We start from the raw sequence: 24,991 nt of genomic DNA on the forward strand, positions 1-24,991 counted from the left end.
CCTCACATCTATCAACAGTGATAATATACATTCTGTTTAATAATGGAATGCTACTAGTTTTCAGAGCGATAAACGGGGAGGCAAGCCACATAACTTGCAATGTGTCAGAGCTTTACCCTCTTCTGTGGCAGTTCGCGCCAAACGTCGGCTGTAGTGGGCGAGTTAATTTGACCACTTGATTGGACGTTTGCAATAACTAGAGTTATTCGTACATTACTAAATTAGCAAAGTCCCTGGCACGTTTCTGTCCAAAAGTGAGTTTCGGTCTTTTTTGTCCATCGACAATAACAAAGTTTAAATCGCGTGCCCTATTAGTTTGAGTTAAGATTCACCAAGCCTATCCCCTATCTCAAAATGCGCCGCCACTACCGGAGCGGCCATGACACCGATTGAACTACTCGAAGACGTGAAAGCGAGATTCCCTATCTTGCTGCACGACGACGAAAAGGCGCTGTTAAGCCTACTGCGTAAAGCGCTGGCCAAGTACCAAGAGGTTGCCGGGTTTACCACTAAAACCCGCATCCAACAAAGCGACTTAGCCGATAGCAATCAGTTTGAATTACCGTCCGACTTTGCTGCAAGGCTGGTGGTCAAAGATGACCGTGGCCGTTATGTGCGTAGCGAGGTTTGGGGCAACGTTCTTGAACTGAAATTAACGGGCGCAGAAACATTCCCACTGACATTGATGTACATGCAAAACGTACTCAATGAGCCGTTTGATTCGTTCCAACTTCCAACGCCGTGCATTAGCTTGCTTGGCGACTATCTGGAATTGCTGATCACTATCCCGAACGCAGAGCGTCAACGCCGTATTGCCATAGCTGGCAAGTTGGATGTGACCGATATTGCTGCCGAACCTGACTTAGCCGCACGTAAAGCCGAGATCGAAAACTCAATGCGCGCGAACCGTGCCATTGTTCCACCAGTATCGTTGCTCTAAGCGAGGCGGCCATGAATCCATACATGCAGCTCGCCAAACGCGCGACCAATAACTTTATGAATAAGCCGTGGCTGCAAGGCTGGCAATGGGCGGTAGAAATCGACTCGCCGGACGCGCCAACGGACTTTGATATTTACGTAAAGGATATTGATTTTGGTGCTGGCTCTATCGATGCGGATTCATTCCAAGTCGGTTCTGGCTCGATTGCGCTGCCTACATACAGCAGCGTTGGCGAAATCACGCTAACGGTTCGTGATGACCAAAACCTGACTGTTTCTAAATGGTTTGAAAGCCGAATCAAGAAAGTCAGAAATCAAGACGGCACACTCAACATCCCCAAAGAGTACGTGTTCAAAATCAACATATTCACGCTCAATGAGGACGGGAAAAAGTCACTCTATAAGAGCTATCAAGTCTTTCCTACCAAGATTGGCAACGTGATGTTTTCACGCGAAAACGGCAACCAGATCCAGTCATTCCCGCTCATTCTCCAAAAATTTATGTCTGTAGGTAACAAGGTACTGTAATGCACATTCCATCATTTCCACTACCAAGTAACATTTCAGAAGTGATTGAGTTTCGAGTCCCAACCGTGGAAGACGCTCTATTGTTCTGCGACCTCAACGAGTACCAAGAGGAAGCCAACACAACTCGCTATCTGAACCACATGCAAGACACCAGTAAGCGCCCTATGAGTGATAGCGGCCTATGGACTGGTGAAGATCGCCGCGCAGCATTGTGGTGGATTTTTATGTCCACCAGCGAGCTAGGCACTATTCCCTTTAGCTATGAGTGCGAGCACTGCAAAAAAACTCACTATCTCGATCTCAATATGGGCGAGCTAATGGAATCGGCCAAAGCTCTCAATGGATTGCCAAAACAAGAGATCACCTTAAGCGTGAAAGGCAAGTCATACCTAGCGAACGTGAAACCACTAACCGGTTACGAAGCGGAGCAACTTGAGAACATTCGCAATGAGCGCGACCAGTACGAACCGGACAGCGCTGAATGGAAGCAGCAAGCGAATCACATGGCGCTCACTGAGCTGGCCTACTGCCTAACGTTCGAAGATCAACCCAAAGACCAAGACGATGCCCTAGTGTGGAAAATCGACCTATTGAAATCGATGTACCTCAACACGGAATTTCGTGTGGCCTTTGCCAAGGTTGAAAAGTGCCTACGCAATGCGCGTCACGGATTGCTCACCAAGTACGACGAGGGGCGTTACTACCTAGTCGCCACCATTCCGCAGTGCCAGAAAGTTATCGAGCAAGGAGGTGAAGCAACTCGAACGTTGCTCTTACCCTTTCGGCATAACGACTTCATTACAACGTTTTGATTACGTTGGTTGGAACGTACTGATTGAGAACTTAACGATCTACGGTGGCCAGCCTATCGATGCGGTATTCAAAACACCTCAAACGATGGCCATAAGCCTAGATAAAGCGCTCCAAGACAAGGTGAAAAATGGACAGAAACCAACAAGAGGTTGATCTTTCACTGGTTGTTGATGCAGTGAAGCGAGCCAGTGACAAAGAGCTGACCGTGCTATCTGAGATTAGTCGCAAACTCGATGGCAAGACTCTACCAACGAGCCAACAAAAGGCCGTCCTTGCAGTGGATACAAAGGGCATCGAAAAGGCGGTAACTAAGAGCGTTTCCAATGCCTCTCTTAATGTCTCTACCATTCCGAGCGTTAATCCACAAAAAGGATTAAAACAACAATCAAGCGGCACACCTAAACCAAGTGCAACCAAGACCAAGCGTACAGGTGAAATTGAGTTGTCATTTGCGCCTAGTCAGTCAGCAGAAACACAAGCCAAGCCGGACGCCAAAGCGATCGAGCAAAGCAGCTCTGTAAGTGGCGTAAAGTCGATTGCTGACACGCTGAAAAGCGAGGACGCGCGCGAGCCAGTAAAACAAGCGCCTGTTGTCGTGAATGTAGAAGCGCCAGAATCCAATTCTGAACATTTGGATACCTCAATCCTTGATGATGTGCCAGAGAAGTTAGAAAAGGCTGTCTCTGACGCACTGGCAGAGTTTGAGGGCTATTGGGAAGACGCTAACGGCAAGCTTCGACGCTCCGATGGTCGCTATGCGAGTAAGCAAGAGCAATCGGCTTACAAGAACGCACAGCAAACCGCATTAGAGCGCCAAATTGAAAAGCAAACCGACACGGAAAAGGAAAGCCAGAACGTTTTTGCCAAGGTGGCCACCAGCCTTAAGCAACTGGCCATCAATAACGTGAAAGAGTTCCTACAGGAAGAAAACGACGCGACCGATGCGGCTGGCGCTGCGGCTGGTGGTTCGTTCTTCTACTCCGCTAAAGAGCTTTATCACTTGGGGCAAGACGCTAAAGAAGCATTGGATGATGTGACTGAAAAAGCCACCTCAACCAAGGACAAGCTAAAAGAATCGAAACTAGGTCGACTCTTTACCCGAGGCAAGCAAGCGCCAGAGGCAGACAGTCAGGCCGTAACAGCCATAGGGACAGTGAGCCATGAACAACTATCAGCGACAAAAGATTCGTTCGAGACGAACCAATCAACTCAAGTTGCGCCTAGTGATCGACCTAGCCGTGATGATGCTAGGGGTAACGTGCCTGTCAATCTTGTTGGGAGTGATTCTAGCCGGATAAGCACAGCTAGTGAGATCAAAAGCACCAAAGAACAGAGCTACCGAGCAAACATGCTTGAAGTGCTCCATGAATCGAGTGCTGATCGTGAACGCCAATTCGATGATGTACTAGATAAGCTCGATGATCTGATTTCGGCAACCAAAGCAGTGGCGAACGATGGCCAAGGTGGCCTATTAGACCTAGCTGGCGATATGTTTGAACGCCGCCGTGCTGGTGGACGTGCTGGCCGTAAAGCGGGTGGCAAACGTGGCCGAATCAAATCGGTAATGTCAGGCATTGGCAGCAAAGCCTCAAACGTGGCCAACAAGGGCGTATCGATGGCGGGTGCCGCCTTTAAAGGTATGTCTAAAATCGGCTCTGTTGCTGGCAAGGCGATCCCTTTCCTTGCTCCGGCCTTAATGGCCTACGATGCGTTTAGCGGATTCACTGACCAAGACAAACAAAAAGAGACGTTCAATCTCAAAGATGGCCAAGAAGCGACAACTGGCCAGAAAAGCTCAATGGCATTGGCAAACGCGCTCGATTTGGGTGGCCTAGTCAGTGGCGGTGCTGGTTTGCTTGGTTCGGCGCTTGGGGCGTTCGGTTTTGATGGCGCTAAGGAAGCGTTGACCTTTGATTCTGGCGATATGGCCAAAGGCATTTACAAGCTATTTGGCGGTGAGATTGAGGACGACAAAGAGGCTAAGGATTCTAAGGCTGAGAAAGCTCAACCGGAGAAAGAAGAACACCTTAAGAACGCCGAAGCCTACCACACGGCTAAAACATCCAATGATAGCCAAGCCATGCGCGAACTTGATGCGAAAAACTCAATTCAAGTGACCTCTCAAGAGGCATCGCAAAAGGCCAGCGAGCAAGGGATTAGCTACAAAGAAGCTTACTTAGCTGTAGAAAGAGAAAAACGTATTAGCCAGGACAAACGTGTGCAAGTGGCTAATGAAACAGGCATGGATATGTCCGGCATGGTCGAGCATCCCGAGCTTGGCCAAGTTTACTCGCCAGATAAGAAAGCTGAACAAGTGGCCGCCGTCGATGCGGAGATCAAACGCCGTAAAGAGGCTGAGGCCGTAGCCGCACTAACCAAGGCTGCAAACAACACGCAAACCAACAGCGTGACCACAGCCAGCCATGAATCATCCATCAATACCGAGCTAAGTAACCAGAAAACGGACACTCAATCCGTGGTGAAAGTGGACACCGAAAACACCTCGAATAAGACGGTTGCGACTCAATCATCCATTCAACGCAATGAGCGAGTTAGCGAGCTGCAAGCACAGGCAGCAATGAAAGACCTCAAAGAGAGCGGCAAGCCTCAAACCGTGGAACTTAGCAAACATTCACTGGATGCCATTGGGCGCGCGGTTAGCGGCAGTGATAACAACAAACCGACCACTATCTTTGCAGCGCCTAGCGGCAGCTCAAGCAAAGACAAGCCAGCGTCAGCCACTAAGGCTAGCGGCTCTATTCCTCTCAACTTTGATGACCGTTCGTTACAGCGTCAAAGCGCTGATATGGAGTAATAGATGAGCCAAGAAATTGATTACTTACTACGGGTCGATATTGACGGTGTAAAGGTTGCCGATGAGAAACACGCGAACGTTGCGCGCGTCTCTGAATGGCTCGATACACCTCAAGGCCAAGTTTGGGGCGCTCCAAAATGGGGCAACAGATTAGGGGCATACAAGCATGAACCAATAAACGAAACCACAGCAGCAGCTATCGAAAACTCAATCCTATTAACCCTCCCAATTGACGTGAAAGACGCGGTGGTTCAAGGCATTGCCGTAGAGCCAAGCGTGAACGGTATCGATGCCTACAAATTGACGATCGTTGTGAACGGTCAAACGTTGGAGAGAGGTATTACGTTTTGAGCAAGTTAGAAGAAGTCAAAAAGACCTTTAACGAGGCGATTGCTGGTTCAAGCTGGTGGTCGCGTCATATTGGTTCGCAGTTCGTTGACTACCTTTGCTTATTTGTGGCCAAGATTGTTGAACGCATGGCAGCAATCAGTAGCCGTGCATTGCAAGAATCCTACCTAACGCTAGCCACTAAACGCACCTCCATTTTGGCGGGTGCTGAAACTGAGGGCTATGTAGGGCGAAAAGCAGCGCCATCGAAAGGCCGTGCGCTAGTGACCAATACCGGAACAAAGCGCGTTACCTTGCCGAAATACAGCCAATGCGTGGCTGACAATCAATTGCGCTATACGCTAATGGAAGCCATTGATCTTATGCCGCAAGAAAGCGCCGCAGTAGAGGTGCAACAGTTCGAAGTGTCCAAGATGACCTACACGGTCGATGAAGGAAAAAACTGGTTGGCCGTGGCGTTCCCTCAAGAGCTGACTAAGCGTATTCATAACATCATCGTGCGCGTGAACGGAGAAGAATGGACGCACGTCTTTAAGTTTCGTAATACGGACGGCAAATCCAAAGCCTACATGGAGTATTACAAGCCAACCGACCAGCTAGGCGTTCGTTTTGGTAACAACAATAACGGTCGCGCGCCAGCGACAGGTGATGTAATTGAGTTTGAGCTATGGCTGACTAATGGTGTGACTACCCTACTCGATGCGCAGCCTTTAGAGCTTATCGATATGGGGATTCAAAGCGCCTATAAAGACCAACTCTCAATCAAAACGTCCACCAGCATCATCGGCGGTGCAGAGCCGGAAGACATTGAATCAATCCGAAACAACGCCCTTTACTCGCCAATCTATGACGAGCAGATAGCGTGGGACTCGGATTACATGACCTTTGTTAAGCGCAATATTTCGGGTGTTACTTGGTTGTCGATTTGGGGTGAAGCGGAGCAGGAAAAACTCACAGGAACGCCGGACGTTCGCAACATCAATACGATCTTTATTTGTGCTTACTCTGCCGATAAAACCGACGAGATTTTGAATCAGGAAGTCCAAGTTCTATTCGCTGGCCGAGAGGGCTATAACGAGCGCTATAAGCTGGTGGAGCGTAAGGACGTGCCATTTACCGTGACGGTCAAAGGTAAGCTTTACCCAAGTTCAAATCCAGAATGGGCGACAAAGGTACTGGCCGATGCGTTAGATGAGAAATTTGGCAAACAGACAAGTCGCAATGAGCGCATTACCAAAAACCAAATTTGGGATGTCATCCAAGAGCTCAACGTGACTTTGGGCATTAAAGAGTTTGAGGTCGAAGTTATTGGGATTCTTGACCGCATCCCGATTGATACTTACCACTATTTAGATGTGAATGCGTCAACCATTCAACTGAACTTCGATTACTCATAGAAGTTTTCGCACGGAGCAAGAAAGACACGGATGTTTTCGCATGCGAGAACTTTAAGAAACATCATCCCGTATAGTTTTCGCATGCGAAAACTTTTACACCAACAAGGCGAAAAACATGGCATTTGGAGACTTCAGAAAATGGCTATCTGGCCAGCTAACCAAGGCGCGTCAAAAGGAAACCGCTTGGGTAGATTTAGCAAGCGCGATCGCAGAGTCAATTGAAACTCACGTAGAGTCATACATTGAAAAGCTTAAAGCGCGTTCTTCACTGTACGAAATGGACAAAGAATCGCTGCTAGAAGACATTAAAGAGCTGCGAAAAATCTTCCCACTAGGCGAAGTGGCCGATGAGGACTTGCCACACGTTGTGATGCAGCGTAAGGACGAAATTCACTTTAAAAAGACCATTTATCCACTTATCTCAACGCTCGCGCGTGAATTTAAAGGGTTACGTGTTAAGTGGGAACGAATCTACGCGCCAGTAGACCAAGAGCGATTTCCATACGGCACGTTCTTAGTTCCCGAGTCAGAGTTGGAGCTGCAAAACGGACTAAATCCGAGCGACTTTTTCCTGACCAGTCGCGGTGCTATTCGCATCCCTTTGAACGATATTGCAGGTGAGGACGGCATTACCGAGGAAGCCATTCGAGCATTCGAAGCGAAGATTAAGCGAGTGGTGCATCCTCTTATCCCATTACGAATTGTTTTAGATGGCCAATTGTATTCTATTGAATTTGAAGTCATGGATATGGTGGAAATACCTAACTATTCTGACCATGTTACGGTTGGAAAACAGACCACGACCGATATAGAATCAACACCGAGCTATAAACAGGATTTCGTTCAGACTGGAACGACGACACAGGAAGAACGCCCTGTTAGCCCTATGTATGGTACACCTAGAATGGATGCGATCCCCTTAGATGCGATCTCCATTGATAGACGGTACTATTAACCCTATTCCTATTCCCCGTCCCATTAAAGCGCCACGACTTATACGAGGTCGTAAAGGTGCTTACACAAAAAGTAGTCCTATCGCAGTGTGAACTGCTTAACCGTTATTACGACGAACGCGCCTTGTCGTCGTTGCCTACCAATGGTACTGAGCCTTATTTCCAATTTGGCGATCTTGAATGGGGTTTTGACCTTATCCAAGAAATTGAGGGCAAGCCTAGCTGCATGCCTATCCCACTGGATAAGACAACCGTTGAAAACGTGTTTTACCGTTCTAAGGCGAACTACGCCTATGTGAACGGCAATATCGTCATCACGGCAAACTTGCCAGCGGGTACGCTAGCAGAAGATGAACAATACCAGTTCTCTTGCGTCGGCGTGAAAGATGCGAGCGGCGGTCTAATTCTAGTGGCTGTCACTCAACCAGTTTGGATCTACTCTGACCGTGGTCTATCGATAGAAATCGTGATTAACACGGCTCGCACGGATAGCGCTCAATTGGCGCAGGTAGGTGCCTAATGAGTCGCCCAAACTTCGAAGAAACGATCATCATCCCGCCACTGCTAACGGACTGGCAAGCGCTACCGCTTATCACCGATACGCAGTACCTAGAACCACTGGCCAGTAACAGCCTAAACCGTAAGTTTTACGGCATCGTTCGCGCTGGTATTTTCCGTGGTTTTGAATGTGCTCCGGCTGGTGGAATGAAACTGCGTGTGAGCAGTGGTGAACAATTTGGCGTGGCGTTAGTTGAGCGCGACGACTATGTGTTAACCGTTCGACAACAACACGATGTTGATGTGGAGATTCCGGCTGGTGCCACTTCTTATGTGGTGCTCGAAGCGTTCTATAAGTTTGGCGTAAAGACAAAACAAGTCGATTTAGCGTCAGACATTGAAGCGTCCGAAATTAAGGTGCTTCCGCAGGAAGCGGTTGAAGAACATCATTTGATATTGTGTCGCGCTACCGTGCCAGATGGCGTTACCCAACTCAAAAGTGAACACCTTAACTTTGATGATCGTGAACAAGGCGGTTATGACCTACAAGGTCACGTTTCACATCCCGATCCACATAAGCAATATGCGATGCGCGCCGAAGCCAATGCGCACTACGCAGACCGTGAAAACCCGCACCATGTAACCAAAGCGCAAGTTGGCCTTAGCTTGGTAAACAACTGGGACGCAACCAGTCAGATAAACGTAGATAACGATCAGCTTTATGCCACTGCGAGAGCCATCAAGTTGGTTCACGACAAAGCTGCTGCTGCATACAACAAGTCGGTTGAACATTGGCCGTACATTGCGTCTGGTGGCGAAACAAAAATCGCATTGCCTTACGAAGTGCCGGAAGTAGATTCATTGTCTATCCAAGGTATCGTGCAGACCAAAGACAGTGCTTGGCAATTCTTGAAAGACACTAATGAGGTTGAAGTAGCCGAACCACTTGAAACGGGTGATGAAGTGGTGATTACTCTAGGTGTCCCATCACTAAGCTCAAGCTCTATCATTGCCGAGCTTCAAGAGCATATCGATAACCTTGAAGCCATCATAAACAGCGGTATCGCTGGCGCGCCTATGGAAGTATTCCATAGCCACTTCGCTAGTACGTCGAATACTTTCACTGTTCCACCAGTCTTTGAAGAACGCGCGATTAAGCTGGTGTTCCTACAGGGTGTGCAGCAATCAAGAGATATTGCTTACACCATCTCACCGGACGGTGATGTTATCCAGTTTGTTGACGAAATTGCAGCAGGAACGGAGATCACCTTGGTCGGCTAATCAGTTTTCAAATTCCCCTAGCCCTATTCCCCATAAATGCCCTTTTTACTAACAACGAAATTGGATTTTTTATGGCTACACAAAACAAATTAACTCGCATCAACCGTCTTGTTTCTGATCTTTCAGCGCAAGACGTTGGTGCATTACCAGCGGGCGCTCGCGCAACAGACTCATCAAAACTAGAGGGGAAAACCAAGGCACAAGTTGTCAGTGAAGCGCGCTCCAATCTTGTCCCAACTTCTCGCACTATCAATAACAAACCACTAACGGGCGATGTGACTCTGACTCACTCAGATGTGGGCGCAGCGCCAGCAAGCCACACGCACGACTACATCCCTAACAACAAGAAAGGCGTTGCAGAGGGTGTGGCTACACTAGATAGCACTGGTAAGATCCCACAAGGCCAATTGCCAGCTATCGCTATCAAAGAAACGTTCCCTGTTAAGTCAGAAGCGGAAATGCTTGCTCTTACAGCGCAAGAGGGTGATATGGCAATCCGTTCGGATCTGCGTAAATCGTTCGTTCTTATGCGCCAACCAGCGAGCACACTAGCGAACTGGCAAGAACTATTAACACCGACTGACGCCGTTTCATCGGTTAATGGTCAGCGCGGTAACGTAGTGCTTGAGGCTACAGACGTTGGCGCTGAACCAGCGTTTAGCAAAAACACAGCATTTAACAAAAACTTCGGCACTAGCGCTGGCACTGTTATGCAGGGTAACGACTCTCGCGTTGTGAATGCAGTGCCAAAGACTCGCACCATCAACGGTCACGCGCTAAGCGCAAACGTCGAGCTAACCGCAGAAGACGTGGGCGCACTAGACGCTGGCGCAACTGCCGTTAACGCAGCGAAGCTTGAGAACACCACTAAATCGCAAATCATTTCACAAGCGCGTAGCGGTCTAGCAGCTAGCGGCGCGTCATACACCAAAGCGGAATCTGACGGTAAGTATGCCACCAAGGATAGTCTAGGCGCTTCAATCAAAGACGCGATCCGAACGGTAGATATTACTGTCGAATCTGCATCAACTACGGTGGCTCTGCCAGCAGGTACAGTGTCAGCAATCCTTGTTCTAAGCGTGTGCGGTGTAATGCAGAACGCAGGTGTATGGAGTCTATCTGGCAACACAATTACGTTTGGTGAGCAGTTACAAGCTGGTGACATTGTGACTGTTATCGGCTTCAAGTAAGCCATGACCTTTCCTACTTCCCCATTAACGATGTGCTCCGGCGCTTTGTCGGAGTTGCTAGTCAATGAATTGAGAAAGGCATATTTCTGAATGGCATTAAAAAAATTGACTCAAGTTGGTGGTAGTCCAGCTCGAAAATTGCGTGAAGAAATCACGACAAAAGTGGATGAGCACGCTAGCAATAAAACGAACCCGCACGGAGTCACAAAGGCACAAGTAGGCTTAGGTAACGTACCAAACTATCCGGCCACCAGCTCGGTATCAGACACGTCCAACAGTAAACTTGCGACCGCTGGTGCTGTTAAACAAGCATACGACAAAGGCGTTGAGGGTTTAAATCGCGGTAACGCAGCTTATGACCGCGCAGAGCAAGCAGAGACAAACGCGAACAAGCACACCGACGAACGTATCAGCACTTTGATTGGTGGTGCACCAGCAGAAGCGCTCGATACAATCAAAGAGCTTGGTGACGCGCTCATGGATCAAGAAGATGCGGTAGCAGCGATTACAACCAACATTGCTCAACACAAATCAGACAACTCGAACCCACACAAGGTTACGAAAGCTCAAGTTGGTCTATCAAACGTGCCTAACTACGCATTCACAGCAGCGGTTGATGATGCTAGCGATGTGAAATTTGCGGCGGCAGGTGCCGTTAAGAAGGCGTATGACCTTGCAGCTTCAAAGATGACTCAAGCGCAAGCCGATGGTCGCTACCTAAAACAGTCTGGTGGCACACTGACTGGTGGCCTACTCATTGATGAGGGCAGTTCCAATGTTTCTCAATTGCACATAGGTCATGCAGGTAAGCGCTTTCATGTTGAAACGAAAACCGATGGCACCTTTGAGGTTGTAGAGAGTGACGTTTCAAGTCGATTAAAGATCCGCAAAGGTGGTGAATCAACACTATACGGCTCCCTAAACGCTACAGAGTCGGTATCTTCGAATCGTAGTGTTGAAGTGCAAGGCACTCGCGCTGGTAATAACGTTCCATCGAGCGAGCAAGTTAAGCTGGACGGGTACGGGTTGATTGGTAATCGTCGGGCGGTTTACTTAACGAACGGTTCTAATTCGTCGGATGCTTACGTTCAAATCGCGGTGGGTGGTGCTCATAATGGAGGGGACGCCAAGTTAGAGCTGACTCGATCAAAGCTTAGTTCCAGTGTCCCTATCGAAGTACAAGGGAATAAAGTCGTTACAGAGGCGTTTAACCGTACAGAGGTTGTGCGCAACTCTTTAGGTAGTGACAACTCTTGGTGTTTGGTTGCCAATGTAACGATGCCTCAATCAAGCTCTACTGCGGTTATTGAGTTCTTTGGTGGTGCTGGCTTTAACACTGACTTGCACTATCAGTCGTCACGACATCAAATGATACTGAGAGCCAGTAACGGAAACCCTAAAGGTCTAAATGGTCAGGTTATTACAGACCATCCTAGCGGCTTACCATTTAGTGAGTTTGGTTGGGTAAATACTAGCGGTGACAATTACGCCATCTATGTAAAAACACGTAGTGCCTACAGTACGAACATTCTTATTCGATACATGTGTAGTCACACCATAACGCCATACGTTAGCAACAAAGGTGCAACTCAACCAGCGGGGCTGGTTAAAGGTTTAATGGTGACTAACTACACGTCTTACAATAAGCCTTTAGATGGTGTCGATATAGAGGCAGCTAAGGGTATCAAGCTGACTTATAGCGGTAAGCAAACTTGGATTGGTTCTCGTAATTCATCTTGGTGCCACATGGAGACAGAGGCCACCAGCGGCTTTTACTCTTACTCCTCGTTCACCTTTGCTAAAGGGATTGATGTAATGCTCAATCAGAGCATTTCATTAGGTGGGCGAGCTGCATTTCGTAATACAGACGGCAACTGGCTTCGCATCAATGATTTAGGAAAGTTTACTTCTGGTGTCTATTTCGGTAGCTCATTGGTTCGCACTGAGGGTGAAATAACAGTTGGTGCATGGAGTGGTTCGACTGATGCCGTTCGTATGGATAATAGTTTTATGGATTCATCATGGGCGACGAATGGCCGTGCGGGATTCAGTATCAACTGTAAAGATAGTTCAAGTGCGCATTGGGCGTTAGCCTCTTACTATGATGGCACCAATATCCGTTCTGGTATTCAGATCCTATCTAACTCAGAGGGTCGGATGCGCTTCTACACTAACCGCCGCAGTAAGTATGTAGACATTAAGGACGGCAATGTATATGCAGGTTCGCCTCAGAGCTCGGCTGGCAACTCTCTCGCACGTAAAGACTACGTTGATAGTAAACTAGCGGGTGTTTCATCACGCGCTGGAGAGGTTGCCTTGGGCTGTAATGCGGGGCTAAGAGAGGGCAACCTTACGATAGATGGCATTACATGGGAGTTCAAGAATTGGATCGGATGTTTCCTCGATCCGTTTGATTTGATTAACTACAACGCTCCGGTTGCTGGTTTTGATGTTCGTGTTGAGGGGTATTACGAAATTGAATGGACTGCGATACGACGCCGCAATGCTTCAAACTCATCGGCTGTGTACTCTGCAATCGCCAAAAGCAATAAAATTATAGCGGAGGCTCAAAGTGATTCCAACGACTTCGATGCCGTGCCAACGACTTGTCGATGGGTAGGAAAATTATACTACGGTGAGCTTATTCAATTCTTAGACAGAGGTGCATCCACGCCTATTCGGGGTTCGCATTTCTCGATCCGCTACATCAAACCATAACCATCAACCAAAGGGACACGATGCTGTCCCTTTTTTGCAAAAGTTTTCGCATGCGAGAACTTTAAAACATGACATCCCCTAAAATTTTCGCATGCGAAAACATGGGCGCATATTGATGCGAAAACCAATATTTATATAATCTTCCTCGTCAAATATCGATTCGACTCGACTATCCTCGTTGGAAGTTTTGTATGCGTTGCCGCGCAACAAAACGCTTGGATTAGCCTCTCACCAGCCTTTTGGGTGAGAGCCTTCTTTTTTATATAGGCTCTTGAAATCTAACTTTTTTCCGCAAAACAGCCCTATTTAATACCCATTCAAAAGTAAGTAACGCCCGTCTATTGAGCAAAAGCCACCATTCCGAATAAACTCGCTAGGTAATATATAAAAGGGGGATTTAATGCCAGTGTCAGTTGTTGGTGAGAGCTTTGCGATTAGCGTACTGGCTCTATCTGTCCTCAGTGGTGTTGGGTCATATCTCCAAGGCATACGCGAGCAACGTCTAGCTGGTGGATTCCTTGATTTTTTAACCGAGCTAACGCTGGCGTTGGTGGTCGGTTTGATAGTCGCTTACTTGTGTGAAAGCGAGGGTGTGGAGGCTGGTTATACCAGCGCGCTTGTCCTCATTGCGTCGAACAACGGAGCAGACTCGATCAACTTTATCCGCAAGCTGGCTAGCCAAATGTTAGCGAGATTTTTTAATACCGGAGGGCAAGGCAAATGATGGAATTTGCAGTAATTGGCCTAGCCATTGCTGACCGATTTTTGCTTAAACGAAACGCAGTAAAAATACTGCATGCAAACCAGATGGACGATCCCGATGTGATTCGATTCGTTCTTGGTTATCAATCTCAGCGAGCCATAACGAGTGGGACTTTAACCTATTCGTTGCGCAGTAAAAAACGACCAAAAGCCGTCATTACTCGCACACGTAAGCTCGACTTTTCACACGCCGGACATAACAGCGAATACCTGACGTTCGATCGCAAGTTACTCGAACTCGAAGCGGGGGAAAAGCTGCATGGCGAGTGGATTCTGGACGTTAAGATTGAGCGCTCCTGTTCCCTAATCAATCCGCTGTACAAAATCTTTCCTACCTGTACGACATATTCAGAGGAATTTGAAATTGCGTAACAACAGTAAGTTTGCACTAGACCAGTCACATAACTATGTGGTGGTCGATTTTGACAACGTGACCGAACGCGGCCTTAAGAGTCTGCTCACTGCGTTAAAACAAGCTGGTGCGACTGTTACAGACGTAGAAGCCTCGAACAAGAGAACGAGACGAGACGGCGAGACAGTTAAACGCGCCAAGTTATTCTTTGATAATGGCCAGTCAATGACGCTGTTTATTGGTGATGAGGGTGATATTTTCCAAATGACACTCAACAGCACTAAACAGCCTATCCCTAGCGTGAAGAACGAGCGCGAGCTTGCGCGTGAAATGGTTCGCCTAATGAAGCGCAACCAAAGCAAGTTTGACAAGCAAGTTGCACGTAAAGCGGCTAAAGCCGTTAAAGACACCTCAGACATTCAACCAGCTACACGTTCTATTGCTAAGCGACTTGAAGAAGCCAAAGCGGCTGAACAAGTCGCTCAGTCCAATTACACCAATGCCCTAGCCGCTCGGGATAGCGTTCGCACTAAGTTGGAAGAAGAACAACGCCGCATAGCAGATCTCGAAACTGCATTAGAGCAAGAGAAGCAAGAAACCAAAGAACTTGAAGCACAATTAGAGGCGGCAAAGTCATGATGTTTACCAGTCAAAATCAAATCAAGATTGTGGATCGCATCGACCATCTGGCCAAGAAACTCACGCCGGAGCAGATTGAAGCGGTGCTGCAAGGTAAAAACGCCGATCAAATCCTAGAGGCATTGTCACTTGAGGATTTGGAGAACACCTACTTGTATCAGTGCAAACCTGTGCCACAAATGATGTTAGAGGCGTTCAAATCGAAAGCCTCAAGGCTTCAATTTCGTGCTCAGCAATTTGGTAAGCACTTGGAACGTAAAACCCCTACTCTATCGGTAGAAGCCGTAGAAGTAGGCAAACCGCGCAAGTCTGGTGCGGTTGCTGTCCAAATGGTGAAAATCCCGTTTTCAGATGGCCAGAGCATTTCTATTGCGTTCCATGCGCCGGATAACGATCCGCTAAAAATCAATCCAGATGACACGTTAATCGCGTTCCGCTTTCTAATGAACTCGCGCGATATTACTCACGTAGTCGCGCCAAAGGGCAATATGGATTTATCCCTTAAGGAAGTGACCAACAAGCTAGCGCAGTTGCTTGAAAACAACAGCGAGAAATTTGTCGCTGCTAAGGCCAAGAAAGACGCTGACAAGAAAGCATTGGAAGAAGCGCAACAAAAGGCACAAGAACTTGATGAACAAGCTGCGCAACTAGGCGAAGAAGCTACCGACTTGGAACAAAAGCTCGATGAGCTGGCCAAGAAAGAGAAGCGCTTAGAAACTCAGATCGCTACGCAGAACGAAATCCAAGAAGAACTACGCAAACAGCTTGCTGCTATCAAGCCAGCAGCAAATACAGCAACGACAAATGTAAACGCTGGTGGTAGTTCGTCTCAAGTGATCGAGCAATGGGACGCTTCATGGACTAAGCAAGAGAAACGCGACTTCATCATTAACCGTGCTTTCAATGGCGATCTTGATGCCTTTGTTAAGCAGCTAAGCCAAGAGTTTAAAGACTCATTAGAGTTTGCAGGTGCAGCAAATCAAAACGTTCCTAGCACTTATTCAGAGTCGTATATCAATGATGTGATTTATGACCTCGATAAAGGTGCTATGACGGTATCAGAGCTTGCCGAGGCTAAAGAATACATCCGTGATTCAATTGAAAACGATTTTCCTCAGTTGTCAGACGAAGAACGGGAACGAAAAGCGAATATCGAGCGCAAAGAATGGCTATTGGCTCTTATTGGTCGCAAGACCATTGCTAAGGGCTGGAAGATGGATAAAGGCGAAGATAGCGAGCCGTTTGTCTACTTCGAATCGCCTGACGCGAACGACGATGATAGCTTTGGCCAGTACATGATCCACGCGCGCGATAACCAAACCTTGGCTGTCACTTACGGCGAGGGTTCACCGCTTGCTGGTGGCGACGATCTACAAGGTTGGGAAGCTGCTAAATCACTTATTCTGGCTGACTACGATCGCGAATCTAAGTTGCTTCAAGATACCGATGACAGCAACGAAGAACCGCAACCAATTGAGAACGACGAGCCAAACGCGAACGACCAAGACAAAGACGAAACCACGGATAACCTATTCTGGTATGGCCTACGTCTACGTCCTTATGGCTTGGGTACGACGCCGCCACAACATCAAGTGGTTAAGTACCTCGATCCAGAATCGGCCAAAGAGCAATTCGCTGACGCTGGTAATGGCATTCGCCACGGTGCGATCGCTTATGACCAAAAACTGCCACCAGAATTAGTAAGTAACTTTGACCTAGAGCCGCTATTTGGCATGGTTGAGGGCGACCTAGAAGAAGCGGAGCGCATCGCAACCGAAGCGCTAGACCAATGGGTTGAGGACAAAGGCGTTGATGAAATTCCTCAGTCTACGCTCGATACCCTAAAACAAGTGGGCTTCAAAGCAGCGTTCGCTAAGCAGTTACGCCAGCAACCAGAAATGAAGAACCGCAAGGAAAATCCAAACGCGTACAAGCTATGGAGCGCATCGATTGACCTTGTGACGCCGGACATGATTCAAGAGATTGCCGAAGACCTAATGCTGGTTCAAAGCGATGCTGAATTACAGCGCCAAGCAGAACACACGCAAGGCCGCATGCGCTTCCAAGAAGCAGCTCTATCCCAACTTAAGGATATGCAGTCAGTAAACCCAAGCGATCGCAAACGTCTTGTTATGCTAGCTGACCTAACGCTAGGTACTGGTAAAACACTAAAACGTGGCGAGAAAGTGGATGACCAAGCTAAGCGTATTTCAGAACAAGCGCACCTAGTGGAATCACTACAAGGTGAAACCCTAGCGTCACTGGAAGCGCAATTTAAGAACCGCAAAGAGATCACTGATTTCCTAACGGCTCATCGCATTCCATTTAACCGCCGTGCGAAACGCGCTGACCTACTGCAAGCTATCTTGAACTACCGTGACGGATTCTTTAGTGCAACGGCGAAAATGTTCGACCTACGCGCGCTACGTGGCGACCTATACGAGAAGTTTGAGAACGGCGAAGCGTTAGCACTGGATGACGTAGAAAAAGCGTTTAGCGCGACTACGGTTTACCATGAGGGAGACGTAGCTTACACCAAGGCAAAAGGTGAAACCGTCATTCCAGCAATGGCAGACCAAGGCGAGGACTACCAAAAAGTTGAGCGCTTCATTAAGGCGATTGATGACGGTATCTACCCTGACCTATCCGAACTAAGTTCAGATGAGCTCTTTGCTCAGCACTATGCAATGGCAAGTGTTACCAACCAAGACATCCTGGCAATTCATGGTTTTAGATACTTGGATAACGATGAGCAGATCGACAATGAACAGATGGCGCGCGCTATCCATAACTCAGTCATGCCATTGTGGTACACAAAAGCTATCGAAGCGGAATACGAAAGCCGTGGCTTCCCTAGCCTTGCTGCATTGCCTGACTTGAACCACAAAGGCCAATTCAAGGCGACACGCGAGAAGCGCTACGCACCAGTAGGCACTATTGGCCAAGCTAACTTTAGCGTTATCGATACGTACACAGGCAAGGTGCTAGAAACTGGCCTAGAGGGCGCAGCAGCGCAGCAAAAAGCGACTCAACTAAACGACCAAGCAGTGAAAGAAAGCACTATTGCAATCTTTAACATGCTTAAGGACGGCAAAACGCTTGAGCAAATTGCAGAGACGGAATACAGCGCACCACTAGAGCCTGTCAGTCCGGCCATGTTCACCACAATCAACGGCTTTGAATCATTGTATTCAACGTTAGCCATTAACGGCTCGGGTTCGCTTCACTCGCGCCCAACACTACGCGAGAACGCCGACAAGCTACTGGCTAAGGTGGACGCTGACGGCAAGATTAACGATATTGCGCTAACCGAAGAACAAGAGAACCAAATGGAAAATACATTTGGCTACAGTTTCTTCTCTGCGAAGTCGAACAAGGGTAAAGAGCTACGCTTTATCGCTAACACCAATTCTCGCAGCTACCTAACGGTTGACGGTGCTAACAAACTGCTTGAGCTATTGGGTGCTAAGAACGCCGTAGAATCTGACACAGCAGATGAAGTGAGCAAGGGTGCATCCGAGGAAGAAAAACAACTTCTCGCACTAGACCCAACTCAATATTCATTTGGCTCAATCTATGAGAGCGAGGGCATTCGAGATACGGGTGAAATCGCTAAGCGAATCCGCGCCTTTATCGCTCAGCTTAAGAAAGCTGGCAAGATCAGTAATGACGTTAAAATCTCAGTACGCAAGCCTCGCTACGGCACACTAGACCTAACGCTGACTGACTTGCCAAGAAACGTCATGCTCTACAATCCAGCTTACCTACAGTTCGAGATTGATAACCCTAACTCGCCAGCGCCACACGGTATGAGCCGTTATACCGAAGCAGTAGATCAGCTGATCGAGTTCGTTAACGCTTATGTAGGCCAATACGACTACAACAACAGCGACACGATGACCGATTACCACGATCGCAATTTCTTTGGTGGCCGCCTAACCGTGGACTTTGATTTTGGTAAAGAGCGCAAAGTGGTAGAGCTCGCGTCTCTAACTGAAATGCACCAGCAAGGCGAACAGGCAGAGGATGACGTATTAGACGTTACCTCATTCCGTGAAAGCCTAGATGAAGAAGAAGCGAAAGCGCTTGAGCAGCTAGAAGCCTTTACCAACCTAGAGCTAAAACTTGGTAAGCAGGAAGTGACTTTCCCAACAGGCCGAGTGAAGTCGATTAATGCGAAAGATGAGGACGGACTCACTTACAGCCTAGACGTTCTATTCGACATTCTAGCGACCGACTTAAGCGAAAAAGCGAAAGCTCAACTTGAGACGATTAAGGACTGGCAATCTGCGGATACCTACTACAACGAAAAAGGCGCATTGGTACAACCAAGTGTTGCGGCAGGTATCCACTCAGTAAATGGCTCAGTGCCAGCGAACGTGTACGCTCCGCTAGTCGCCCGTTCATGGTTAAATGAAAGCCACGCTGACATTTATCCGATCGCTAAAGATGGCGAGTACAAGTTCGCGCTATACCAAGGCAACGACTTGATCGGTGAATTTGACGATACAGCGGAAATGGAAGCGCTATTAGTGAAAGCGTTCAATCTAAGTAGTGAGGCGCCTCAATCTGAAACAGAGGGCAATAACGAAGAAATGGAACATGTAGAGAAACTAAAGGAAATCCGAGATTTCACTGGTGAACCTACGCCGGAATTGGTTGATGAGTTCCAAACCGCACTAGAACAGGCTTACGCCCACTTCGAAGCTAACGACCAAATAGCAGAGAACGAAGCGTTGATGGATGCTGCTCTAAGCAACATCACCAGCATGATCCAAGCGCAAATCTAATCACAACCAAGGCCGCCACATCGGCGGCCTAAACCGGAGAGAATCAAGTGTTAAGCTTAAGAGAAAAAATGACGCTCAACCGCGATGCTGCGGGTTTGTTGAAAGAGCTTAAGAGTGGCCAGCTATCGATTGGTGAACGCATCAAAAAGAACCGTGAGCTGGTGGAAATTCTTAATAAACTGACAGGGGCTAACCAAAAGGTTGAGCAGGAACCGGTATCAAGTTCGGATGAGCCAATATCGGTAGAAGAATTTTCCAAGTTAGGCCGCTCCGATAAGATTGAAAAGCTCAATGAAGTGCTACTTCTGCCTAACTGGTACGAATACGAAATGGCGTTTTTCCCTAACTACCAAATGGTTGAAAAGGGGGATAACTACGTTGTTTACAAGGATGGCGAAAACTTCCAGTTTGGCTTCAAAGGGCATATTGCGCGAGGTTTGGACTACTGGAAAAACGATGCGGGCTCAGCCAAGAAAAATGGTGGTTTTGGTAGCTGGTCGCGCGCTGACCGTAGCAAGGCTATCAAGACCATCACTAAGCACATTGAGCAGAATGGGCGCGACAATGGCGAACGTCCAGTTGAACAAAGCGAACTGGTTGCGAGATTCCTTGCAGGGGAGTTTAATACAGCCAAGCCATCGTTGTTTGTTGATGTAATGCGAGACGTTCACTCAGAGGGCTTGGAGCTAGATAGCATCAAGCAAAAAGCGATTGAATGGTTCGAGCACAATCCTGACAAACTGGCCGCTTAAGTTTTCGCATGCGAGAACTTTTTGCATGGAGCGCGAAAGACACGGATGTTTTCGCATGCGAGAACTTTATGAAACACCACCCCGTATAGTTTTCGCATGCGAGAACTTTAAAACATGACATTCTATATACTTTTCGCATGCGAGAACTTTAAAGAATCTCGTTCGATATAGTTTTCGCATGCGAAAACTTTTCAGAGAACTTGAGAAAAAACGATGAATGTTTTCACTAAAATCCGAGCAGACTATTACTACAAGCAATCTTTAAACCTTGCACTAGCAGCCAGCGAACGTCATAACTACGCCAAGGCGCTTTTCGCATTGCTTAAGAGCCTTTAATCCTTTTCCCTGTCCCAAAAGTTTTCGCATGCGAAAACTCGCCACTCCAACCGGAGCGGTCAAATTGAACCAACTCACATCAATTAGCGCCGAAATCAAAGAGGCGAAAAACATCAATGACCTAGCCGAGATTGTTCAACTGTACGCAACAGACAATCCAAAACCCAAGCTAGGTCGCACCAGCTACGTTGTGACAGCAAAAGGCGACGAAGTGGAAACAGGCTTTAAAGTCGTGGAAGCCAGCGACCTTATTCCATCGAACGACTTAGACGGTCGAATCAATCCGAACTTCCCGCAAGAACTGCAACCGCGCGACCGTACTCGCGTATCCTCAAAATTGCAGATCTCAAAGATGGCCAACGATTTGCGTCCACAACAATTAACCGATTCTGGACTATCTAGCCACGGCGCACCGATTGTTGGCTCGGATAATGTGGTGGAGTCGGGGAACGGTCGAACCATCGCTATCATCAAAGCGTATAGAGAGGGCAAGGCTGATAAGTACCGCCAGTTCCTAATCGACAATGCGGAGCGCTTCGACCTATCACCGGAGAAAGTTGAGAGCATGCGCGAGCCAGTGTTGGTTCGAGAACGTGTCACCAAAGTTAACCGTGCTAAGTTTGCCCGAGATTCCAACCTCTCTGACTTGCAACAGATGAGCGCCGCCGAAACGGCTTGGGTTGACGCAGAGCGCATCGATGACCGCATGATTGCCCTTTTCCAACCGAGCGAAACAGGCAACCTTTTGGCCAAGTCTAACCAAGGATTTATAAACAGTTTCTTAACTGAAATTGGGGATAACTCAACCGCCGGACTACTTACCGAAGATGGCCGACCAACCAAGCAACTGATTGAGCGCATGCAAAATGCCGTGTTTGCCAAGGCGTACAAAAACGAGAAGTTGGTGAAGCTGGTAGCCGAGGAAGCCGATCCCGAAATTCGCAACATTTTGAGCGCGCTAAACGGCGCAGCAAGCGCGTTTGTTGAGATGCAATACCTTAGCGGAGAGGTGCATAAAAACACGTCTGGAACGCTGGCAGAAGCCGTGGAAATTAACGCCTCACAACCTGACCTCGCTAAGTCAGCACTTGACTCACTGGTGCAAGCAACCGAGCTAGTAAGACAGGCCAAAGATTCCGGTCAGCACATCGATGAGCTATTAGCTCAGTCCGGTTTGTTTGGCGACAACGATCCCGAGGCCGAAGCGCTGGCGAGATTCATTGCTGCGAACAACCGAAGCGCAAAACGCATGACACTGGCATTTAAGGCAATGGCCGAGGCAATCAATAGTGAGCTGCTTCACCAAGGCCAAGCGCTCGGGGATATGTTTGGCGGCGGCGGTGCATCGCTTATTGATATTCTTGGGCGTGTGAATCAAGAGCTAGAAAACGAGGGGGTACAAACAGGCTTTATGTTCGAGTCTAGTGTGCAACTGGACGAACTTGCAAACGCTTCGAGGCATGCTATAAAATAGTTCTTGGCATATATTGCCTATACAACCTTTATAGACACAAAAACGCCAGATTTAATTGTCAAATCTGGCGTTTTTGCATTTGGGAGTAGGGGATGTTTACTATCAGGCATCGTTATCACTACGGGCTAATCGACATAAACGAAGACGGCGTTGCCGATGGCCATTCAGTCGCAGGGAATGAGATCCCCGCTTTAAGGAAAGATGGCGAGTATATCTACAGGCCATTTAAAGGGGCGCTAGATAATATCTATCTACTGCATGTCCAAAAGGTAAAGCTGGTGAATATCGTCGCTTATTGCGATGACGAACTAGGGCTATTTGGCTGGCAAGACGTGCCGCTCGATCACTATGTGGTTGGTGTCTACCGTGACGGCGGGTATTACGTCCTAACGAAAAACGGGCAGCTAATTAGCCACCCGCTTTAAAAGTTTTCGCATGCGAGAACTTTACACACGATACCCAACTAATTGAGCTTCACCAACTGGCACTTGCTCAAGTTCGCCATCATCAAACAGTACCGTTAGCTTGTCGCTATGCTTACCAGATGCGAACACCAAACCATGACGGTCATTAACCATCACACAAATGCTGGTAGGCTTTTGGTTTGCCGTAGGCTTTTTGCTTACTGGTGTCTTATCGGTCTTTTCTGCTTTCTCTGGTTTGCTAGGTTGAGGTGCAACTTCCACCTTGCTATCTAGCTCGCCAGTGCGCAGTTTTACACAATCTTGGCGTGTTAGCTTCTCGCCGCTTTCCAGCGCTTCACGAACGCGCTCAGAGTTATCGACGGTTGCTTTGCGTAGTTCGTTGATGGACTCTACATCACCAATAATCCCTTTTTGGAATGCTTCCAAAACAAAGTCAGGGGCTTTAAGTACATTTAGGTATTTCGAAATGTAGCCGTCTGATTTGCCAAGGCGCTTAGCCAAGCCACGGTTATCCAGATTGTGCTTTTTCTTTGCTTGGTCAAACGCCTTACCTAATTCGATTGGCGTTAAATCTTCTCGCTGAATGTTTTCGATGAGCTGACCAAAAATATCGCCCTTTTCACGGACAATACATTCAACGTGAGTTAGCTTGTCGCTCAACATAGTGGCGCGCCAACGGCGTTCACCCTCTTGGATTTTGTATCCCTTGCCATCGAACGGGTAAACAACGACAGGTTGAATTTGGCCGTTTTCTTCTAGGCTTTCGCATAACTCAAGTAGTGATTCATCGTTAAATTCTTCACGAACTTGCTCAACTGAATACAAAGAGTCTTTAGGGATAGCCAGCACTTTCGCTGCATCGCGGATTTCTACCGCTGATTCATCCAAGAGATTATCTAGGTCGCTAAGCTTGATTCGATCTCTTAAGCTTTTGGTCATGCTGTCACCTCTACCATGCGCTTGCAAAGTTCCTCACAAACCGCTGTAAAGCCGAATTTATCAGCCGCTTTAGGGTTGGTTTCAATCAGTGCTTTGCCTTGGTTTAGAGCTTCACTTACGCGCGTTGTTTTAATCAGTTTGTTTTCAAAAACTAGGTTGCCGTACTCTTTACGAAGTTCCGCTTCCTGTTCGCGCTGGTCGTTTGTAATGTTGGCTTCGATAAGGTTTAGGACAATGCCTAATACTTCCAAGTCAGGGTTCATTCGACGGATTTGGCGCGAGGTCTTAACCAGCTCATTAACGCCTTTGATCGACATTTTTTGTGCTTGGCTAATGATAAGTAGCTTACTGGCCACAAGTAGCGCTGCATGCTGTAGCGCGTTCGCCGCTGGTGGACAGTCGATAAAGATATAGTCGTAGTCGTCTTTGATAAGGTCGATAGACTCAGCCACGTTTAAGATTTGTGATTGAGTAATGTTACCCATGCGCTTATCGCCGCCAATAACGTGTACGTTTTCGCTGACTTCGAAAGGTTTAGCCTTTACTGGATTTTCAAAAAGGTTGTAAGCGTTGTGTAGGCAGCTCGCAGATGTGTACTCTGGATTCTCGACCATTTCCGGTGCGATTGAGCCGCCTAAGTTGTTTTGTGGGTCAAAGTCCAGGAATAGACATTTGTTGCCTTGGCTAGCGATGCTAATGCCAAAGTTGTAAGTACAAGTTGTTTTACCAACGCCGCCTTTTTGGTTGGCAATCGCCATGATAATGCTCATTAATTAATTTCCTTTGCTGGTGGAATTTGTTTGCTGTTTTGGTTTGCTCAGTGCTACCTCAAGATCCTCGATATAGCACTGAACTACGTAATCAGTTGTACCGCCGCCGTGCATTGCTTTGTAAATAGCAGTGTGGCAAGGGCTTACACCCTTAACGCCATCAATGAGCTGCTTGGCTTTTCTGGTACTTCCTGCCTTTTGGACTAATTGATTTAATCTTTCGCATCGTTCCTTGGATGCCATATCAATGCCTCTCGATTGTTGTCACTGGC

The 24,991-nt window shown here is 47.7% G+C and carries 21 protein-coding genes; 18 read left to right on the forward strand and 3 right to left on the reverse strand.

The window, feature by feature from the left end:
- The first annotated feature begins 379 nt into the window (after positions 1–379).
- The 18 genes from L3V32_RS06880 to L3V32_RS06965 all read left to right on the forward strand — a co-directional run bounded on the left by L3V32_RS06880 (position 380) and on the right by L3V32_RS06965 (position 23,010).
- Positions 380–940 carry a hypothetical protein gene (locus L3V32_RS06880; protein WP_213868169.1) on the forward strand — a complete coding sequence of 187 codons (561 nt, stop codon included), beginning with the start codon at positions 380–382 and terminating at the stop codon, positions 938–940.
- Between the two features lie 11 nt (positions 941–951).
- Positions 952–1,467: a hypothetical protein gene (locus L3V32_RS06885; RefSeq protein WP_054866402.1), complete on the forward strand. Its 516-nt coding sequence runs from the start codon at positions 952–954 to the stop codon at positions 1,465–1,467.
- Positions 1,467–2,279 (forward strand): hypothetical protein, encoded by an 813-nt coding sequence (locus tag L3V32_RS06890; protein WP_104968940.1) that lies wholly within the window; start codon positions 1,467–1,469, stop codon positions 2,277–2,279. The genes L3V32_RS06885 and L3V32_RS06890 overlap by 1 nt, the downstream gene beginning before the upstream one ends.
- 128 nt (positions 2,280–2,407) lie before the next feature.
- A complete protein-coding gene (locus L3V32_RS06895; RefSeq protein WP_213868168.1) occupies positions 2,408–5,095 on the forward strand; it encodes a hypothetical protein in 2,688 nt (895 codons plus the stop codon).
- Between the two features lie 3 nt (positions 5,096–5,098).
- Positions 5,099–5,446: a hypothetical protein gene (locus L3V32_RS06900; protein ID WP_213868167.1), complete on the forward strand. Its 348-nt coding sequence runs from the start codon at positions 5,099–5,101 to the stop codon at positions 5,444–5,446.
- Positions 5,443–6,840, forward strand: a complete 1,398-nt coding sequence (locus L3V32_RS06905) for a hypothetical protein (protein ID WP_213868166.1) — start codon at positions 5,443–5,445, stop codon at positions 6,838–6,840. Before L3V32_RS06900 ends, L3V32_RS06905 begins: the two co-directional genes overlap by 4 nt.
- A 115-nt stretch (positions 6,841–6,955) precedes the next feature.
- Positions 6,956–7,795, forward strand: coding sequence for a hypothetical protein (locus L3V32_RS06910; RefSeq protein WP_054579128.1), 840 nt, complete (start codon positions 6,956–6,958; stop codon positions 7,793–7,795).
- A gap of 56 nt (positions 7,796–7,851) precedes the next feature.
- The gene (locus L3V32_RS06915) at positions 7,852–8,313 is read left to right on the forward strand and encodes a hypothetical protein (protein ID WP_033905433.1); all 462 of its coding nucleotides are present in this window, start codon (positions 7,852–7,854) and stop codon (positions 8,311–8,313) included.
- Positions 8,313–9,572: a hypothetical protein gene (locus L3V32_RS06920; protein ID WP_140203103.1), complete on the forward strand. Its 1,260-nt coding sequence runs from the start codon at positions 8,313–8,315 to the stop codon at positions 9,570–9,572. Before L3V32_RS06915 ends, L3V32_RS06920 begins: the two co-directional genes overlap by 1 nt.
- Before the next feature lie 71 nt (positions 9,573–9,643).
- Positions 9,644–10,762, forward strand: a complete 1,119-nt coding sequence (locus L3V32_RS06925) for a hypothetical protein (protein WP_136976915.1) — start codon at positions 9,644–9,646, stop codon at positions 10,760–10,762.
- 90 nt (positions 10,763–10,852) lie between these two features.
- Complete coding sequence (locus L3V32_RS06930; protein ID WP_237284022.1) at positions 10,853–13,480, forward strand: hypothetical protein; 2,628 nt, start codon at positions 10,853–10,855, stop codon at positions 13,478–13,480.
- Positions 13,481–13,880: 400 nt separating this feature from the next.
- The gene (locus L3V32_RS06935; RefSeq protein ID WP_017634052.1) at positions 13,881–14,204 is read left to right on the forward strand and encodes a hypothetical protein; all 324 of its coding nucleotides are present in this window, start codon (positions 13,881–13,883) and stop codon (positions 14,202–14,204) included.
- Complete coding sequence (locus L3V32_RS06940; protein WP_136976912.1) at positions 14,201–14,614, forward strand: hypothetical protein; 414 nt, start codon at positions 14,201–14,203, stop codon at positions 14,612–14,614. The genes L3V32_RS06935 and L3V32_RS06940 overlap by 4 nt, the downstream gene beginning before the upstream one ends.
- Positions 14,607–15,233, forward strand: a complete 627-nt coding sequence (locus L3V32_RS06945) for a hypothetical protein (RefSeq protein ID WP_213868164.1) — start codon at positions 14,607–14,609, stop codon at positions 15,231–15,233. The genes L3V32_RS06940 and L3V32_RS06945 overlap by 8 nt, the downstream gene beginning before the upstream one ends.
- The gene (locus tag L3V32_RS06950) at positions 15,230–20,023 is read left to right on the forward strand and encodes a hypothetical protein (protein ID WP_213868163.1); all 4,794 of its coding nucleotides are present in this window, start codon (positions 15,230–15,232) and stop codon (positions 20,021–20,023) included. Before L3V32_RS06945 ends, L3V32_RS06950 begins: the two co-directional genes overlap by 4 nt.
- 68 nt (positions 20,024–20,091) lie before the next feature.
- Positions 20,092–20,775 (forward strand): hypothetical protein, encoded by a 684-nt coding sequence (locus L3V32_RS06955; RefSeq protein ID WP_176311782.1) that lies wholly within the window; start codon positions 20,092–20,094, stop codon positions 20,773–20,775.
- 364 nt (positions 20,776–21,139) lie between these two features.
- A complete protein-coding gene (locus L3V32_RS06960) occupies positions 21,140–22,585 on the forward strand; it encodes a hypothetical protein (RefSeq protein ID WP_213962029.1) in 1,446 nt (481 codons plus the stop codon).
- 92 nt (positions 22,586–22,677) lie between these two features.
- On the forward strand, positions 22,678–23,010 hold the full coding sequence (locus L3V32_RS06965) for a hypothetical protein (protein WP_079878982.1): 333 nt from the start codon (positions 22,678–22,680) through the stop codon (positions 23,008–23,010).
- Between the two features lie 21 nt (positions 23,011–23,031).
- Here L3V32_RS06965 and L3V32_RS06970 read toward each other — a convergent pair whose 3' ends face one another.
- From L3V32_RS06970 to L3V32_RS06980, 3 genes are read right to left on the reverse strand one after another with little or no spacing between them, the layout of a single operon-like run.
- A complete protein-coding gene (locus L3V32_RS06970) occupies positions 23,032–23,949 on the reverse strand; it encodes a ParB/RepB/Spo0J family partition protein (RefSeq protein ID WP_158159315.1) in 918 nt (305 codons plus the stop codon).
- A complete protein-coding gene (locus L3V32_RS06975; RefSeq protein ID WP_213868161.1) occupies positions 23,946–24,719 on the reverse strand; it encodes a ParA family protein in 774 nt (257 codons plus the stop codon). The genes L3V32_RS06970 and L3V32_RS06975 overlap by 4 nt, the downstream gene beginning before the upstream one ends.
- Before the next feature lie 3 nt (positions 24,720–24,722).
- On the reverse strand, positions 24,723–24,962 hold the full coding sequence (locus L3V32_RS06980; RefSeq protein ID WP_017634062.1) for a hypothetical protein: 240 nt from the start codon (positions 24,960–24,962) through the stop codon (positions 24,723–24,725).
- Between the last annotated feature and the right edge of the window lie 29 nt (positions 24,963–24,991).

The sequence above is a fragment of the Vibrio sp. J2-4 genome, from assembly GCF_021728155.1.
Lineage (GTDB): Bacteria > Pseudomonadota > Gammaproteobacteria > Enterobacterales > Vibrionaceae > Vibrio > Vibrio diabolicus.